This is a genomic window from Chelativorans multitrophicus (assembly GCF_011317445.1).
GTDB classification, from domain to species: Bacteria; Pseudomonadota; Alphaproteobacteria; order Rhizobiales; family Rhizobiaceae; genus Chelativorans; species Chelativorans multitrophicus.
Window position 1 is genome coordinate 2,110,734 of record NZ_JAAAPL010000001.1, and the last position, 17,208, is coordinate 2,127,941.

Here is a 17,208-nt window from a genome sequence, read left to right on the forward strand (position 1 = left end):
ATGTCGCGGTATATGATTGAAATTATTGATAAAATGGCACGATGAGACAGTTTATTAACATGGCGGCTGCCTAGGCAACTTGAGAGCAGGCCAAACCGTTGCGTTTATGCAACGTCCCCTTCTTATGCGGCACGTCTGCATACGCACTTAGTGAGCGTCGCCTTGGCACCTGTTGTGGTCGGCAAGCACCTGTATGACGCGGCACTCGCATACCTTGCCGTGTCCACACTCCTCGACCATGCGTTTCAGTTCGCGCCGGAGCGACTGCAGCTTGGCTATCCTCTCTTCCGTCTCCCTTAGATGCCTTACGGCTATGCTATCGGCCTCATGGCAAGAGCTCTGGGGGCGCTCCGTCAGTGTCAGAAGCTCCCGAATATCGGCGACCTCGAAACCCAGTTCGCGCGCATGGCGGATGAAGGCAAGCCGGCTGAGATCTCTTTCGTCATATTGCCTTCGGTTGCCCTTACTACGCGGGGGTTCCGGCAGAAGCCCGATCTGCTCGTAAAACCGGATTGTGGGCACTTTGACGCCGCTCTGCCGGGCAGCCTCACCGATCGAGATATCGCGTGCGCTCATTTTTTCTCTTGCTCCTATAGTCACTAGAGGAAGTAAGCCTGGACTGAAGCGAGATCAAGGAGACGTTCATGGCCGAAACCGCAGGCAATAGCCGCTTCCATGTCATCGGCATGGATTGCGCGGGCTGTGCGCAGAAAGTCGAGGCTGCGGTGCGGCGAGTACCCGGTGTAGAGAATATTTCCATTTCGGTGATGAGTGGCTCCTTGACCGTGCAGCACGCCGGCGGCGTTCACTTGGAGCATCAGATCACGAGGCAGGTAACGCGCCTCGGCTATCGCATCGAACCGCGAGCCGGGAACGACGATGCAGTCAACGGCGATCAAAATGGGCGTAGCGGTAAACTATTCGATGGCAAGTCTGCTATCGCGCCTGCTCCGCATGAAAGATGGTGGCGTCGCCCTGCTCTACTGCTGACGCTGGCCTCAGGCTTCGCCGTCCTGGTCGCCTACGCCGTGGCCGCCTTGGAACCTCGGTACGGAGACTGGTTATACGGTATTGCCATGCTTGTGGGATTGGTACCCATCGCCCGCCGGTCCCTCGCCGGAGCGATAACGGGAACACCGTTTTCCATCGAAACGCTTATGACCATCGCCGCTATCGGCGCCGTCTTCATCGGAGCTGTCGAGGAGGCCGCGGCAGTTGTCTTCCTTTTTCTCCTCGGCGAATCCTTGGAAGGCGCGGCTGCCGACCGGTCACGCGCGAGCATACGCGGGCTCACGGATCTCCTGCCGAAGATCGCTCGGGTGGAGAGAAACGGTCAGTTGGAGGAAGTTCCCGCCGACAGCCTCGAGCCCGGCGATATCATCCTGGTTCGTCCCGGAGACAGGATCGCCGCCGACGGTGCGATCCTGTCAGGGGAAAGCAGCGTCGATGAAGCGCCGGTGACAGGGGAAAGCATTCCAAGCGCGAAGAAAGCCGGAGAATCTGTCTTTGCCGGCACGATCAACGGGGAGGCGACACTGCGCGTGCGTGTCACCGCCGCGTCACAGGACAACACGATTGCCCGTGTCATCAGACTGGTGGAGGAAGCCCAGGAGAAGAAGGCGCCGACGGAGCGATTCATCAACCGCTTTTCCCGCTACTACACGCCCGCCGTCATGGTGCTCGCCGCGCTCGTTGCCTGTCTGCCGCCGCTCGTTGCGGGGGCGCCCTGGCCGGAATGGATCTATAAGGGCCTTGCCATTCTTCTCATCGGCTGCCCGTGCGCGCTGGTCATCTCCACTCCGGCGGCCATCGCGGCGGGCCTCTCATCCGGCGCTCGCCGGGGTCTGCTGATGAAAGGCGGCGCCGTGTTGGAAGGGGCGGGCCGGCTGCAGGCAATCGCCTTTGACAAGACCGGCACGCTTACCGAGGGCAAGCCCAAAGTGACAGATGTCATTGCCTTTGAAGGCGGCCAGCGGGAGGTGCTGCGCCTCGCAGCCGCCCTAGAGCGCGGCTCCAATCACCCACTGGGGGCTGCAATCCTCGGATACGCAGCGCAAAAAGGCGTCGAGATACCGGAAGCCATCGGCACCGCGGCACTGGGCGGCAGGGGCGCGACCGGTATCGTGGAAGGCCGGAAGCTTCTGTTTGGCTCCCCGAATGAGGCAAGAAAGGCTCTTTCGATAGAGCAACAACGGACAATCGAGGCGCTCAGCGACGAGGGCAAAGCGGTTTCCGTGCTCCTGGCGGAGGGACGCGCTGTCGGTGCGATCGCCATGCGCGATGAACCGCGCGGCGATGCCCGATCCGCTCTTGCCCGGTTGAAGGCGGACGGGATTCGCACACTCATGCTAACGGGCGACAATCGCCGCACGGCGAAGGCCGTCGCGCAAATGCTCGACATCGAGACCCATGCGGAGCTCTTGCCGGCCGACAAAAGCCGCATTGTGCAAGATCTCCGGGCAAAGGGCCTGAAGGTCGGCAAAGTGGGGGACGGCATCAACGACGCCCCGGCACTCGCAGCCGCCGATATCGGCATTGCCATGGGCGGCGGCACGGACGTAGCGCTTGAGACGGCCGATGCTGCCGTCCTGCATGGCCGCGTGAGCGATATTGCGGCAATGGTCGAACTTTCCAGGCGCACGATGGCCAATATCCGGCAAAACATCACGGTCGCCATCGGGCTGAAGGTGCTCTTCTTCGTAACGACCATAACCGGCGTGACGGGGCTATGGCCCGCGATCCTTGCAGACACGGGGGCAACCGTGCTGGTAACGGCCAATGCAATGCGCCTGCTTGGATGGAAGCCTCGCGCTGAGCGCGTTCCCGGGAAAAAGGACACCGGCCCTTGAACCGGAGTTGGTAAAATCAAAAGTCTAGATCGTTCGACGTGCCGAGATACGCTCAACAGGTTCAGCATCGGAAAACACGATGCGCAGATCCAAATTACAGACCCTTTGGCGTGCCGACCCGCTTGCGGTGTGGAGCGATAAGACAGGCTATGCCCAGAATAACGCCGGATATGGTGGCGATCATACCGGCGGCGCTGACCGCATTTTCGCCCCCCAGCCACATCGGCCCGTATCCTGCCAGAACATAACCGAGCACGGCCGACAGGACTGCGAACAAAACGCTCCAGAGAACCTGGATTTCAAGCCGGTTCGTCATCAGCCGAGCCGTTGCCGGAGGGCATATAAACATAGCGATCACAATGATTGAGCCCACAGCGTCGAAAGCGGCGACCGCCGCCACTGCGGCGCAGATCACGAGGCCGAAGCTGAAGACCCGGGTCGGTATGCCGATGACATTCGCGAAGCCTTCATCGAAGGTCGAAAGCTTCAAGGGCCGCCAGAAAATTGCAAGAAGGAGCGAGATGACGAACGCAACGGAAGCCATGCGCACAAGCTCGGGCGGCAGGTCGGCAAGGGCGACCGGGTCGACGAGTGAGTTCCAGCCTTCCGCACTGAACCAGACGAGGCTTTCCAGGTTTCCGTAAAGGGCGTGCTCCACATCCAGATGAACCCCGCTGGTATCGCTCTGTTCCAAGAGCAGCACTCCGGCTGCGAAAAGCGAGGTGAAGACCACGCCCATAGCGGCGCCGGGCTCGATCCGTGCGATGCGCTTTATCCCTTCGATCAGGACCACCGCCACAACCGCCGCTCCCGCCGCCCCAAGCAGCATTGGCCAGGTAGACACTGTTCCCGTGATAAGAAAAGCTACAACGATTCCCGGCAGGGCCACATGGCTGATGGCATCGCCGACGAGTGCCTGCCTTCGCAAAATGAGAAAATTGCCGGGCAACGCGCAGGCGATCGCGGCGAGAATACCGATCAGAAGGGGGGTAAGGCTAAGCTGTACGAATTCAGCTCCCATCGCCGCTCCTGTCAAAGAAAGCCGGATCGCCCATCCGACGATCGATCTCTGCAATCTGATCGCGGGTGAGCACGGAGTCGATCGGCCTCAAGCTATCATAGCGAGCGGAAAAACCGTCGAGCTGGTGAAGCTGGCGGGCCATCGCCCAACGGCGCTCGTCATGTTGAACCCTTGCGGCCGCGGCCTTGCCTGCTTCAGTCAAGGTGGCATCCCCACGGATGAAACCTTCGCGCCGCAGCACCGCGCGGGTCATCCTGTCTTGGATGGAACCGCCATGAGCAAGTGCCAGCAACCCCTGCCTCCGGTGCAGGCGATTCCGGAAGCGGCGACGGCTTAAGAGCGCTGCGAATACGCCGCGCGCGGGAGCAAAGAGCAGCGACAAGGCGAAAAGAGCAAAGCTCATAAGGACGATGATGGGGCCGGTGGGCAGGTTTGGAGCCGAAGCCGAAAGCGCCGCCCCCATATAGCCTGAAACGCCGCCGATGAGGCCAGCTCCAAGCACCACATTTTCTGTCCTGTTGCTCCACAGCCGCGCGGTTGCCGGCGGAATGATTAGCAGAGCCACGATGAGAACCAGGCCAACGAGCTTTAGCCCGACAATGGTTACGGCCATCACCAGCCCCATCATCGCAAGGTCCACGCGCTGCACATTGACCCCGGATGCCGCGGCAAATTCCGGGTCAAAGGCGACAAGCGTCATTGGCCGGCGCAACAGCAAGACAACTGTTACAATAAGCGCACCGCCAATCGTGATTACGATCGCATCGCCGAACAGCATGCCGGCGGTGGAGCCGAGCAGGAAACCTTCCAGCCCTGCCTGATATCCACTGGACATGGTTTGTATGACGGTGAGGAGCACCACGCCGAAGCCGAAAAAAACCGAAAGCACGGCTCCGATGGCCGCATCTTCCGCAAGGCGGGTTCGATTGGTGATCCAGTCCACCGCAAGCAATCCTATCGTTGCGGAAACTGTTGAGCCTAGAAGCAAACCCAGAAGATTGCGGCCTTCCCCGCCAAGAGCCACCATCAAGATGAAGGCGATGCCGACCCCGGGCAGCGTGGAATGCGCCAATGCGTCGCTCAGCAAAGAGCGCTTGCGCAGAAAAAGAAAGGTGCCGCCGCTGCCCGCCGCTATGCCCAGCAGCGCTGCACCGACCGCCACGAGGGCAGCATTATAGCCCGCCTGAAGGAGCAATGCATCGAGGAAGGCGCTGACCATGATCTTACGCCGCAGGCAGCTTCAACTGCTCGATATGAGCCGTGGCGAGCCGTCCACCATAGGTTTTTTGCAGGTTTTCCTCCGTGAATGTGGTAGCGACGGGTCCTTCGGCGATCTTGCGCGTGTTGATGAGAAGAACTCGGTCAAAATACTGGGTCACCGTCGAGAGGTCATGATGGACGCAAACCAGGGTCTTGTGCTCTGCCTTCAGCGCCTTCAGCACGTCGATGATTGCCTTCTCCGTCGCCGCATCCACGCCTGCAAAGGGTTCATCCAGAAGATAAAGATCGGCACTTTGCGCCAGAGCGCGGGCGAGAAACACCCGCTGCTGCTGCCCTCCCGAAAGCTGTCCGATCTGGCGATAAGCGAAATCGGCCATGCCGACGCGGTTTAGGCACGCAAGCGCCTTTTCCTTATGCGGGCTGCGCAAAAAGCGAAGAAGGCCGAGCTCACGATAGAGCCCCATCAGGACGACATCGATCACACGCGTCGGGAAATCCCAGTCGACCGAAGCCCTCTGCGGCACATAGGCAATGCGATTCATGACCTGCGCCAGCGGTTTGCCATAAACGCGAACCTGCCCTGAAAGGCGTGGCACAATCCCGAGGGCAGCCTTAAGCAGCGTGGATTTGCCAGCCCCGTTGGGCCCGACAATGGCTGTCATGGATTGCGGCGGGACCGTCGCGTCCACCGCGAAGACCGCGGGCTTTTCGCCATAGGAAACGGTGAGCTCGTTTATGGAAAGCGGGCTTTCGCCAGGCGCGACGAACGCGGCGGTTGCGCCTTGATCTCTCTCGACTTTGAAAGCCACGCGGTTCATTCGTTCTCCATTCAGCTGCAGATCGGGCTCTCGTCCTGCAATCCAAGGCCTTGGGCTTGCCCGCCGAGCGCTGTCGTGATCGTGGTCACGTTGTGGTCGATCATGCCGATATATGTACCTTCATAGGTGCAGCTTCGGCCCATGGCGTCGGAAAACAGCTGGCCGCCAATCTCCACCTTCCAGCCTTTGGAGGCCGCCCCCTCTATGAGCGCGCGCACATTGCGATCCGAGACGGAGGATTCCACGAACACCGCCCGGATTTTGCGCGTTACCAACATATCGACCAGTTCGGCGATCCGGCTGAGGCCCGCTTCGCTTTGGGTAGAGATTCCCTGGATGCCGAGGACCTCATAACCATAGGCGCGACCAAAATATTTGAAGGCGTCATGCGCAGTCACCAGGATTCGGCTTTCCGCCGGCACGGTGGCAAGCACCCGTTTCGAGTAATCGGAAAGAGCGGCGATCTCCTTAAGATGCTTCTCGGCATTTGAACGGAATTCAGCCTCGCCTTCCGGCCGTGCTTCAATCAGGGAATCGCGTACCGATAGCACAACCCGCGACCAGATATCGGGATCCATCCACACATGAGGATCATAGCGATTTTCGTATTGATCGTGGGACAACAGCAGATCACGAGGAAGACCGTCGGCCACCGCTACGACCTGACGGCGACTGCCGAGCGCCTTCATGAAATCCTCCATCTGGGCCTCCAGATAGAGCCCGTGCCAAAGCACTAGATCGGCCGCAGACATGGCAACGATGTCGGTGCGTGTTTGGCGATATGCATGGGGATCGACGCCCGGCCCCATCAATTCCCTAACCTCGACCAGATCGCCGCCCACCTGGCGCGCCGCATCGGCGATCATGCCCGTTGTCGCAACCACCTGAAGCTTCTCCTGCGCCGCGCTGGCCAAGACAGGCCCGACCGCAAGGAGCCCGGCCGCAACAAGCAACAAACGCCGCACCCAATCAGCCATATGAACTCCTGAGGTCTTTTTGCTTCTGCAATCTATTTGCAACACGCGGTTGGAGAAATGTCGTCACCAGAGAAATGGTTCCAATGACATAATGCAATTGCAAACCATTTGCAACTGAGATAAAGCCGGGTCCGTGAGAGGACGAATTGCAATCGCCCGCCCGGGCGAGACGCATGACACCTCTTCCGGCCGATCAATGAAGGAAGTAATTTCGGCAACACGCATGAAGCAGGCCCAGCCAGCTTGCGTTCGCTCCAGGAAGGGTGCGTTAGCTCCAAGCCGGGCAGGACACATGCGGGCCGCCAAGTTTATCGCAATGCCACCGCATTTGATTAGGTATCGAAGATCGATATAAACGGTTGATTATAGGATTTTGGATGATATGAAGCGAGGAACGCAAAAAAAAGCCGTCACAAACGAATATAACAACGCTCCAGGAGCATCCTGTCGACAAGCGGACAAAATTGATCCATGTGAGTTGCAAGCCATGCGTTTACGTAAATAATGTATCGAATCGATTTTTAATGACGTGACCCATATAGCACATCAACGTGGAGACCGGCCGGCTAAGGACATTTTCTCCAGGCGGCGGGGTTATGGAAGCGTCTGATATCAAACCATAGGCGAGCCGGGATACCTCATTGAGGTACCCCCGCTTACACCAAGTGATACTAAAAGTCTGGGATCAGCTTCAGTACGTAATTATTAGTGCTATCTCGCCCAGAGAGGGGTTACGGCTGCCAAGCCCGGGGCGGTAACCCTTTCTTTATGCCCCACTATGGGACAGAGTTGCAATATTAAAGTTTTATAAGCTTATTAAAGCGCGGAATGTCGTATTTGTCTTGCTTTTGGCAGCCCCCGTCCGAAACCGCCGTTCGAATTTCAAGAATATCTCCGGAAAGGCTTGACTCGAACGGGAACCTGAGATTCAGCCGGAGCGCATGGCCCCGTCGTATGGCCGATGACAAGTTCGGCCTCCCACAATTCGTGCTTGGGAGCACTGTGCTGCCCCTCTATTTGCTCGATCAAGAGCTCGGCAACGCGGCGGCCGGCGAGGCGCATGGAGGAGCGCATTGCCGTGAAAAAAGGGATAGCGCCAGAAACGGCTTCATTCCCTGGCTGCAGGAAGGAAAGGCAATCGTCGAATACGATGATCGAGAGGTCTGTGGCGGGCCGCAACTCCCGTTCCGCCAAAGCGCGCATCACGCCTATGGCGGGAAGAATGCTGGAGACCAAAACCGCCGTTGGAGGTTTGCGACTGGAAAGCATCTGGGCGGCCGCGCGATATCCATGGGGTTCGATCATGTCCGCGCTGAACATTATCGACGTATCCAGATCGATGCCCCGCGCCGCGAGCGCCGCCTCATAGCCCTGCCGGCGACGATCCGCAAAGTTCATCGTCTCGATACCGTTTATAAGCCCGATGCGGCGATGGCCGAGATCGATAAGGAAGTTGCAGGCCCGCATGAATGCGCGCCTGTTGTTGACATCGATCCAACTGTAACTTGCGGGATCCTCTTCGCAACGGCCGTGCACGACGAACGGGATGCCAAGTTTCCTGAGGAAAGGGATACGTGGATCCCTTGTCTTTGGCCCGTGCACCACGACCCCGTCGACGCGACGGCGGCTGATAAGGTCGCGGTAAACGTCCTGCTCGCCCTCGCTACCTGTGATGCGAAGCAGCATCTCGTAGCCGAAGCGGGCATAGACCTCTCCAGCCCCTGCCACGAAATCGGTGAAATGCGGATTGATCATCATGTGATCGCCGAGCGTCACCACATGACCGATCGTGCGCGCTTTACCGGTTGCGAGACTGGCCGCGCTGGCGCTTGGGCGGTAATTAAGCCGTTGCGCGGCCTCGATGACGCGTGCCCGCGTTGCCTCGTTCACCTCCGGAAATCCGTTGAGCGCGCGCGACACGGTGGTCTGGGACAGGCCCAGCACCTCCGCGAGCCTGCGCAGGGTAATCGTCTCGCGTGCCAACGCCACCTCGTTCAAAGCGCTTTGGACATTATTCGTAGGAAAGGACGGGTAAATCAAGCCTGCGCCACGCTGCACCTGCTCACTGGAGCCGCGAAATCACCCCGCCGTTTTCGCACTGCCGCAAAAATGGTCCGCGTTTTCGCCCGCTTGACTCGGCTCGGCGGAGGCGGGATGTTAGAAAATTCTCAAAGCGCTTTGAGCTTGGGGGGATCAATAGGCGGGCGCCGATTTGCCTGCACGAGAAGAACTGCCGGGTCTTGCCGGACAGGGCCCATGTGGAGGACATGATGAACAAATGGATCATTGCCGGCACGGCCGCGCTGGCGCTTTCATGCAATATCGCCCTGGCGCAGCAGCTGAAATTCGCGCCCGGCGAGGACAGCCGCTTCAACTGGCAGAGCTTTGAGGACTTCAAGGCACAGCATGATCTTTCGGGCCAGAGACTGACAATATTCGGCGATTGGCTGAGCCCGGAAAGGGAGCTGTTCGAATCCGTCGTCGCCTATTTCGAGGATGCCACGGGCGTAGACGTGGCCTATTCCGGTTCCGATTCCTTCGAACAGCAGATCATCATCGATATCCAAGCCGGCAGTCCCCCGAACATCACGATCTTCCCGCAACCGGGCATTGCCTCGAATCTCGCCGCTCAGGGCCATCTCACCCCGCTCGGGGAGGATACGGCCAACTGGGTTAGGGAAAACTATGCCGCCGGCGATTCCTGGGCCGATCTCGGCACCTTTGAGGGCCAGGACGGAACCGAAGCCTTCTATGCCTTCCCATACAAGGCGGATGTAAAATCACTCGTTTGGTATGTGCCCGAGAACTTCGAGGACGCCGGTTACGAAGTGCCCGAGACGTTGGAAGATTTGAAGGCGCTAACCGAGCAGATTGTGGCGGATGGCGGCACGCCCTGGTGCATCGGGCTCGGCGCGGGTGCCGCGACGGGCTGGCCAGCGACCGATTGGGTCGAGGACATGATGCTGCGCACCCAGCCGCCGGAGGTCTATGATCAATGGACCGCAAACGAGATCCCCTTCAATGACGAACGTGTCGTGGGTGCAATCGAAGAGTTCGGCTGGTTCGCCAAGAACAACGATTTCGTGGCCGGCGGTACCGAAGGGGTCGTCTCCACGGATTTCCGCGACAGCCCGGCAGGCCTTTTCTCCTCCCCCCCGCGCTGCTACATGCACCACCAGGCTTCTTTCATTCCGAGCTTCTTTCCTGAGGGAACGGAAGTAGGCGCCGACGCCGACTTCTTCTACATGCCGGCCTATGCGGAGAAGGATTTCGGCAGGCCGGTGCTGGGTTCGGGCAACGTCGTTTCAGTCACCGCGGATTCGGAAGCCGCGCGCGCTTTCATTGAATTCCTGAAGACACCGATCGCGCACGAGATCTGGATGGCGCAGTCGGGTTTCCTGACACCCTTGAAGAGCGCCAGCCCGGAGGCCTACGCTAACGAACCGCTGAAGAAGCAGGGCGAAATTCTGACCAGCGCCACGACGTTCCGTTTCGACGGCTCCGACCTGATGCCGGGCCGCATCGGCGCGGGCGCATTCTGGACCGGCATGGTGGATTTCGTCGGCGGCAAGTCCGCCCAGCAGGCGGCAGACGAAATTCAGCAGGCGTGGGAAGCAATCAAGTGATGCGGTGAGCGGCGGGGCGGAGCGCCATTGCCGGGCACTCCGTACCCGCGCCACCTCAGGCGCCAAAAAGGGGCCTGCCAGCAGATGTAAGAACACCAGAAGACCCGGCCAAATTGCATCCGGCCCGATCTGGAGGCGAGGAAAGTGGCACTGACGCAAGCAACGAGAGCACCGGCCACCGCCGATTCGAAGCTGATCTCCCTTCTGTTGACGATCATCGTCACGCTCGCCGTCATGGCGGCCGGCCTTGCCGTGAGCGTGGCGATCGCGCTCGCGGCCTACGCGCTTATCGCGCTATTCCTGCCGGACTCCAAGCTGCTCTGGGCAGTTGTCGTGATGGTGCTCGGCGTGGCCGCCTGCTTCGGCTATTTCTGGAGTTCGAACAAGCTCCTGGATACGTTCTATCCAGCCAAGGGCGCCGATGTGGCGGCAAACCTCACTAAGGCCAATGCCATCCGCCCCTGGCTGTTCCTGGGGCCGGCAATCATCATCCTCGGCGTCTACCTCGTCTATCCGGTGATCAACTCCGTGGTGCTGAGCTTCTACGGCCCCAGCGGCGAAAACTGGGTGGGCGGCTACAACTATAATTGGCTTGTCCATGACGCCGCCTTCCGCGAAAGCGTGCGCAACAACATCCTGTGGCTCGTCGTGGTGCCTGCCGCCGCTACGTTTTTCGGTCTGATCGCGGCCACCCTCACCGACCGCATTGGCTGGGGCAACATCGCCAAAAGCCTGATCTTCATGCCGATGGCGATTTCCTTCGTCGGAGCGAGCGTGATCTGGAAGTTCATTTACGACTATCGCCCAGCCGGTTCCGGGCAGATCGGCCTGTTGAACGCGATCGTAACCTCGCTTGGCGGTGAGCCGCAGGCTTGGCTCACCATTCCGCTCTGGAACAACTTCTTCCTCATGGTGGTGCTGATCTGGATCCAGACGGGCTTCGCCATGGTCATCCTCTCGGCCGCACTTCGGGGTATCCCGGAGGAGACGATCGAAGCGGCCATCATTGACGGCGCCTCGCCTTTCCAGATCTTCTACAAGATCAAGGTCCCGCAGATTTGGAGCACCATCGCCGTGGTCTGGACCACGATCACCATTCTGGTCCTCAAGGTCTTCGACATCGTCATTGCCATGACGAATGGCCAGTGGGGTACGCAGGTGCTCGCCAACTACATGTTCGACTGGATGTTCCGCGGGCTCGATTTCGGCCGTGCCTCGACCATTGCGCTGGTCATCATGCTCATGGTCGTGCCGATCATGTTCTGGAACGTCCGTGAGGCGAGAAAGGGAACGCGATGAGTACCGCAGTCGGCACCCGTCCCGCTCTCACATGGGCGGTTCACCTCGCTGTCCTGTTGCTCGTCGTGATCTGGACGATCCCTACGCTCGGCATTCTGATCTCCTCCTTCCGTGACCGGGACCAGCTCGTCGTCAGCGGCTGGTGGACGGCGCTCACGTCCGCCGAACGCAATATCGTGGCCCGCTCCGCCCCGCCGGACGAGGCGGTGGAGGAGAACGGGCAATGGGTGCTGCGCGGCAATGTCTTCGAAGAAGGCACTGGCAGCATAAGCGCCTTCGGCATCTCCATCCAGCGGCCGCGGGAATTCGAGCCCGGCGTTATCGCGGAGATGCGCGATGGTGGCACGGTAACCGTGGAAGAAAACGGCGACTACATTATCTCCTATCCAGAGCAGCCTGAAGGCACGCGCGGACAGCGCCTCTTCGTCACATCCCTCGAGCCGCCGAAATTCACCACCGCTAATTATGAACGCGTGCTGTTCTCCGAAGGCATCGGCCAGAGCTTCGTCAACACGCTGACGGTGACCATACCCGCCACGGTGATCCCGATCCTGATCGCGGCCTATGCGGCCTATGCGCTTTCCTGGATGCAGTTTCCTGGCCGGGCGCTGCTTCTGGCCACCATCGTCGGGCTCATCGTGGTGCCGCTGCAGATGGCGCTGATTCCGCTCCTGCGGCTTTACAACGATATCGGAGTCGGCAAGTCATTCATCGGCATCTGGCTGGCGCATACGGGCTTCGGCCTGCCGCTTGCCGTCTACCTCCTGCGCAACTACATCGCCGGCCTGCCGCGCGAGATCATCGAAAGCGCAAGGGTCGATGGCGCCTCGGATTTCGAGATCTTCCGCAAAATCATCCTGCCGCTCTCGTTCCCCGCGCTCGCATCTTTTGCGATCTTCCAGTTCCTGTGGGTTTGGAACGACCTTCTGGTCGCGACCGTGTTCCTGGGCAACAACGAGGAGCAACTCGTCATGACCGGGCGGTTGCGCGAGCTGCTCGGTTCGCGCGGCGGCGATTGGGAAATCCTCACCGCCTCGGCCTTTGTCGCCATCGTGGTGCCCATCATCGTCTTCTTCGCCCTGCAGCGCTACCTTGTCCGGGGCCTGCTGGCAGGTTCGGTTAAGGGAGGCTGACGGCCGATGGGGACTATTCACATCCGCCATTCGGATGTTTGGGGGGTGAGCCATGATTCATAACCGGGGAGCGGACTGATGACCGGCGTCTTGTTGAAGAACATCAAGAAAAGTTATGGAGCGACGGAGGTCATCCACGGCATCGACCTTGAGATCAAAACGGGCGAGTTCGTTGTCTTCGTCGGGCCATCCGGCTGCGGCAAGTCCACGCTCCTGCGCATGATAGCCGGACTTGAGACGATCACCGGCGGCGACATGTATATCGGCGAAGAGCGGGTGAACGACATTCCCCCTTCCCAGCGCGGGATCGCCATGGTGTTTCAGTCCTATGCGCTCTATCCGCATATGAGCGTGTTCGACAACATGGCGTTCGGCATGCGCATTGCGAAAAAGCCGAAGGCCGAGATTGAAAAACGCGTGAGGGAGGCGGCGGAAATTCTCCACCTCACCCCCTATCTCGACCGCCTGCCCAAGGCTCTTTCAGGCGGCCAGCGCCAGCGCGTGGCGATCGGCCGCGCCATCGTGCGAGACCCCAAGGTATTCCTCTTCGACGAGCCCCTGTCGAACCTTGATGCGGCGCTTCGCGTGGCGACCCGCATCGAAATCGCCAAACTCAAGGAATCCATGCCCGAATCCACCATGATCTATGTGACGCACGATCAGGTGGAGGCGATGACGCTGGCGGACCGCATCGTCGTGCTCTCAGCCGGCAACATCGAGCAGGTCGGTGCACCGATCGAGCTTTACGAAAGGCCGGCGAACCTTTTTGTCGCCCAGTTCATCGGCTCACCGGCCATGAATATGCAGCGCGCCAAGATCGAGAGGGCGGGCGAGCAGACCACCATCTCGCTCGGCAAGCACAAGGCCGATCTCCCCATTCCCTCGTCCGCCGACATGACGGGCCAGGAAATCCATCTCGGCGTCCGGCCGGAGGATCTCACCATCGCCTCCAATGGCAGCGGGCTGATCGACGGCCGCGTGAACATCGTGGAATCGCTGGGCGAGGTCACGAATGTCTATCTCGATGTCGAAAATGCGCCGCAACCGATCATCGTGAAGCTCCCTGGCGTGCAGAAGTTCAAGCGCGGCGAGATCGTCTCCCTCGCCGCGGAGCCGTCTAAGATGCACCTTTTCAACGAGAAGGGCCGGTCGCTGCTTTATCTTTGACCATGCATTGAACTCCGGCACTCGATGCGTATCTATCCTGGAACGCAAGCGCGCCGGGGTGACGGCGCAGCTTACCCATGCTATGAGCGCCCGAAAAGTTACACGGGCGGCCAGAACGCCGCCTGAAACGCATTTGATTGCACGATGACCCTGACAATTGACACTTCGACCCCTGAAAGCCGCGCGCTTCTGCGCCCCGATCCTACGGTGGAAAAGAAGCCGCTGATCGGCTTGTCACGCGAGGAGATGGCGCAAGCGCTTGCCTCCATCGGCGTGCCGGAGCGGCAAGTGAATATGCGCGTGCGCCAGCTCTGGCATTGGCTCTATGTGCGCGGCGTCTCCGATTTCTCCAGGATGTTCAACATCTCAAAGGAGTTGCGCGCGAAACTCGACGAGCATTTCACCATCGCGCGGCCGGAGATCGTCGAAGAGCAAATCTCCCAGGACGGCACGCGCAAATGGCTTCTGCGCTTTCCGCCGCGCGGCGCCGGCCGTCCCGTCGAGGTCGAGACCGTCTATATTCCAGAGGAAGACCGCGGCACGCTCTGCATCTCCTCGCAGGTCGGCTGCACGCTCACCTGCTCCTTCTGCCACACCGGCACGCAGAAGATGGTTCGCAACCTGACAGCCGGCGAAATTCTCGACCAGCTTCTGATTGCCCGCGACCGCCTGGGCGATTTTCCGGATGCGGATACGCCGGACGGCGCGATCGTGCCGGCCGAGGGGCGCAAGATCACCAACATCGTCATGATGGGTATGGGCGAGCCGCTCTATAATTTCGAGAACGTGAAGCAGGCTCTTCTCGTTGCCTCGGACGGCGACGGACTGTCGCTGTCGAAGCGCCGCATCACGCTCTCCACTTCGGGCGTGGTGCCGGAGATATACCGCACGGGCGAAGAGATCGGCATCATGCTGGCGATTTCACTGCACGCCGTGCGCGACGAACTGCGCAACGAACTGGTTCCGATCAACAAGAAATACCCGCTGAAGGACCTGCTCGACGCCTGCCGCGCCTATCCGGGCCTGTCGAATGCCCGCCGCATCACCTTCGAATATGTGATGCTGAAGGGCGTCAATGACTCCCTTGACGACGCCCGCGAACTGGTTCGCCTCTTGAAGGGCATTCCGGCCAAGATCAACCTGATCCCGTTCAACCCCTGGCCGGGCAGCGCCTATGAGTGCTCGGACTGGGAGCAGATCGAGAAATTCGCCGAGCTCGTGAACCGAGCGGGCTACGCTTCGCCCATCCGCACCCCGCGCGGCCGCGATATCCTCGCCGCCTGCGGTCAGCTCAAATCCGCCTCTGAGCGCATGAAGAAAACGGAGCGGCTGAAGCTCGAAGCCATGATGATTGCCGGGCACGGAGATTGACGGCCGCCGCCGGTCCGCTCGGATAGATTTCCACTCTCCTCAAGCGCAGCATCGCACGTTGCTGAAACGCCGGACAAGAGAAAGTTTCCGCACAAGGAAACTTTCTCTTGTCCCTTCTGGCAAAACCAGATAGTTTCCTTCAATGGAAACTATCTGGTAGCAATGATGTTGACGCTCTCTCTCCATCCTCCATGCCTATGACAGAAACACAGCAACTGGACCGGCTTTTCGTTGCCTTGGCCGATGCCGGCCGGCGCGGCATGGTCGAGCAGCTTAGCAAGGGGCCTGCAACCGTCACGCAGCTTGCGAAGCCAGCGGGCATGCGGCTTCCCTCGGCCGTCAAGCACCTCAAGCTTCTGGAGGAAGGCGGCATTATAGTCTCCCACAAGGAGGGTCGCACGCGGACCTACCGCATGCGGCCCGATGCTCTACGACCGGTCAGGGACTGGGTTCGTCAAAGGGAAGCCGCCCTGAACGCCGCGTTCGACCAGCTTATGGAAGCCATGAACGACAATCCCGAAGAGGAATTAGAGTCATGAACCTGCCCTCCATCGAGCACTCCACCTTCGTGATCGAGCGCGAGCTTCCCGGAAACGCCGCGCACGCCTTCCGCTTCTGGTCCGACGCCAAGCTCAAGGCGCTCTGGAACAGTTGCCACCCGGATTGGACGGTCCTTGAAGACATTTTCGATTTCCGGCCCGGCGGCTCGGAAACCAAACGCTGGAGAACTGCCGAAGGCCATGAGCAGACCTTCGCTGCCCATTTTTTCGAGATCGTGCCGGAGCGCCGCATCATCTATGCCTATCATATGGGCTTCAGGGGACAGGCTCTGTCTGCTTCATTGGCGACGGTCGAGTTTGCTCCGGCGGGGGGTGGGCGCACGCGCATGACCTTTACCGAGCAGATAGCATTCCTCGGAGAGGCCAATGCGCGCCAGCGAATCGCTGGCACCGAACAAGGTTTCGACAGGCTGATTGAGGCAATTGCGAAGGACCTCACGGAGGTCCACTGACCGGGCTGGCGGATCCGGCCGTTCGCCGGCTGATCCACCGGGAAGGGTTTACCTCGTCTGCGCCGTGAGGATTTTCAGCGCGAAAGCCGAGAACACACCGGCGAAAAGGTAATCCACCACGCGGGTGATCGTGGGACTTTTGCGCAGCAGCCCGGCGAATTTGTCCGCCGCAATCACCATCGGTGCGGTAATCGGTAGCGATAACGGAATGAAAAGCACGCCGAGGAAGAACAGTTTGCCGGGCGCGTGCGGATCGCTGGGCGTGACGAATTGCGGCAGGAAGGTCATGAAGAAGAGGATTATCTTCGGATTGAGCAGGTTGATGCCGAGCCCGGTGGCCCAGTTCTTGAACAGCGAGGCCTTATTGCTTGCCTTTGCGTCCGGATTGAAGGCCGAGCCATGGCGGATCGCCTGCCAGGCAAGCCAGACCAGGTAACCCGCGCCGAAGATCTTCAAGATCCAGAATGCCGTGGGCGAAGCCACGAGCAGTGCGGATAAGCCAAGCGCAACCAGTATGGTGTGGATCACGATCCCTGTCATGGCACCGAACATGCAGGCGAAGCCCGCCGCCCTGCCCTGCGAGAGCGCACGGCCGACAAAAAGCGTCATATCGGGACCAGGCGTGATCGCCAGCACAATAACCGCTATCGCAAATTGCAGGATTATTGCGGTATCCGGAATGAAATTCATGAATGCCTCTTACTGGTGAGCGGC

The 17,208-nt window shown here is 59.9% G+C and carries 15 protein-coding genes; 8 read left to right on the forward strand and 7 right to left on the reverse strand.

What is annotated here, in order from left to right; genetic code table 11:
• Positions 1–147: 147 nt before the first annotated feature.
• Positions 148–576 (reverse strand): MerR family transcriptional regulator, encoded by a 429-nt coding sequence (locus tag GNP00_RS09970; protein ID WP_011582165.1) that lies wholly within the window; start codon positions 574–576, stop codon positions 148–150.
• Positions 577–644: 68 nt separating this feature from the next.
• Between GNP00_RS09970 and GNP00_RS09975 the strand changes: the two genes are divergently transcribed.
• Positions 645–2,849, forward strand: coding sequence for a heavy metal translocating P-type ATPase (locus GNP00_RS09975; RefSeq protein ID WP_011582166.1), 2,205 nt, complete (start codon positions 645–647; stop codon positions 2,847–2,849).
• Positions 2,850–2,943: 94 nt separating this feature from the next.
• Here the strand turns inward: GNP00_RS09975 and GNP00_RS09980 are convergent, their stop codons facing one another.
• The 5 genes from GNP00_RS09980 to GNP00_RS10000 all read right to left on the reverse strand — a co-directional run bounded on the left by GNP00_RS09980 (position 2,944) and on the right by GNP00_RS10000 (position 8,875).
• Entirely contained in the window at positions 2,944–3,870 is a 927-nt protein-coding gene (locus GNP00_RS09980; protein ID WP_011582167.1) for a metal ABC transporter permease, read from the reverse strand.
• The gene (locus tag GNP00_RS09985) at positions 3,860–5,089 is read right to left on the reverse strand and encodes a metal ABC transporter permease (protein WP_011582168.1); all 1,230 of its coding nucleotides are present in this window, start codon (positions 5,087–5,089) and stop codon (positions 3,860–3,862) included. Before GNP00_RS09985 ends, GNP00_RS09980 begins: the two co-directional genes overlap by 11 nt.
• A 4-nt stretch (positions 5,090–5,093) precedes the next feature.
• Positions 5,094–5,909 (reverse strand): metal ABC transporter ATP-binding protein, encoded by an 816-nt coding sequence (locus GNP00_RS09990; protein ID WP_011582169.1) that lies wholly within the window; start codon positions 5,907–5,909, stop codon positions 5,094–5,096.
• An 11-nt stretch (positions 5,910–5,920) separates the two neighbouring features.
• Positions 5,921–6,886 carry a metal ABC transporter solute-binding protein, Zn/Mn family gene (locus GNP00_RS09995; RefSeq protein WP_166015968.1) on the reverse strand — a complete coding sequence of 322 codons (966 nt, stop codon included), beginning with the start codon at positions 6,884–6,886 and terminating at the stop codon, positions 5,921–5,923.
• Between the two features lie 882 nt (positions 6,887–7,768).
• Positions 7,769–8,875, reverse strand: coding sequence for a LacI family DNA-binding transcriptional regulator (locus GNP00_RS10000; RefSeq protein ID WP_425482938.1), 1,107 nt, complete (start codon positions 8,873–8,875; stop codon positions 7,769–7,771).
• 281 nt (positions 8,876–9,156) lie between these two features.
• On the opposite strand from GNP00_RS10000, the gene GNP00_RS10005 reads away from it, so the two are divergent.
• The 7 genes from GNP00_RS10005 to GNP00_RS10035 all read left to right on the forward strand — a co-directional run bounded on the left by GNP00_RS10005 (position 9,157) and on the right by GNP00_RS10035 (position 16,494).
• A complete protein-coding gene (locus GNP00_RS10005; RefSeq protein ID WP_011582172.1) occupies positions 9,157–10,512 on the forward strand; it encodes an ABC transporter substrate-binding protein in 1,356 nt (451 codons plus the stop codon).
• Between the two features lie 336 nt (positions 10,513–10,848).
• Positions 10,849–11,811 (forward strand): carbohydrate ABC transporter permease, encoded by a 963-nt coding sequence (locus GNP00_RS10010; RefSeq protein ID WP_041545560.1) that lies wholly within the window; start codon positions 10,849–10,851, stop codon positions 11,809–11,811.
• Complete coding sequence (locus GNP00_RS10015) at positions 11,808–12,944, forward strand: carbohydrate ABC transporter permease (RefSeq protein WP_011582174.1); 1,137 nt, start codon at positions 11,808–11,810, stop codon at positions 12,942–12,944. The genes GNP00_RS10010 and GNP00_RS10015 overlap by 4 nt, the downstream gene beginning before the upstream one ends.
• Before the next feature lie 78 nt (positions 12,945–13,022).
• Entirely contained in the window at positions 13,023–14,111 is a 1,089-nt protein-coding gene (locus GNP00_RS10020) for an ABC transporter ATP-binding protein (RefSeq protein WP_011582175.1), read from the forward strand.
• Positions 14,112–14,255: 144 nt separating this feature from the next.
• Complete coding sequence (rlmN, locus tag GNP00_RS10025; RefSeq protein ID WP_011582176.1) at positions 14,256–15,482, forward strand: dual-specificity RNA methyltransferase RlmN; 1,227 nt, start codon at positions 14,256–14,258, stop codon at positions 15,480–15,482.
• A 191-nt stretch (positions 15,483–15,673) separates the two neighbouring features.
• A complete protein-coding gene (locus tag GNP00_RS10030; protein WP_011582177.1) occupies positions 15,674–16,021 on the forward strand; it encodes an ArsR/SmtB family transcription factor in 348 nt (115 codons plus the stop codon).
• Positions 16,018–16,494: an SRPBCC family protein gene (locus GNP00_RS10035; RefSeq protein WP_011582178.1), complete on the forward strand. Its 477-nt coding sequence runs from the start codon at positions 16,018–16,020 to the stop codon at positions 16,492–16,494. The genes GNP00_RS10030 and GNP00_RS10035 overlap by 4 nt, the downstream gene beginning before the upstream one ends.
• Positions 16,495–16,542: 48 nt before the next feature.
• Here GNP00_RS10035 and GNP00_RS10040 read toward each other — a convergent pair whose 3' ends face one another.
• On the reverse strand, positions 16,543–17,184 hold the full coding sequence (locus GNP00_RS10040; RefSeq protein WP_011582179.1) for a LysE family translocator: 642 nt from the start codon (positions 17,182–17,184) through the stop codon (positions 16,543–16,545).
• Positions 17,185–17,208 lie beyond the last annotated feature (24 nt).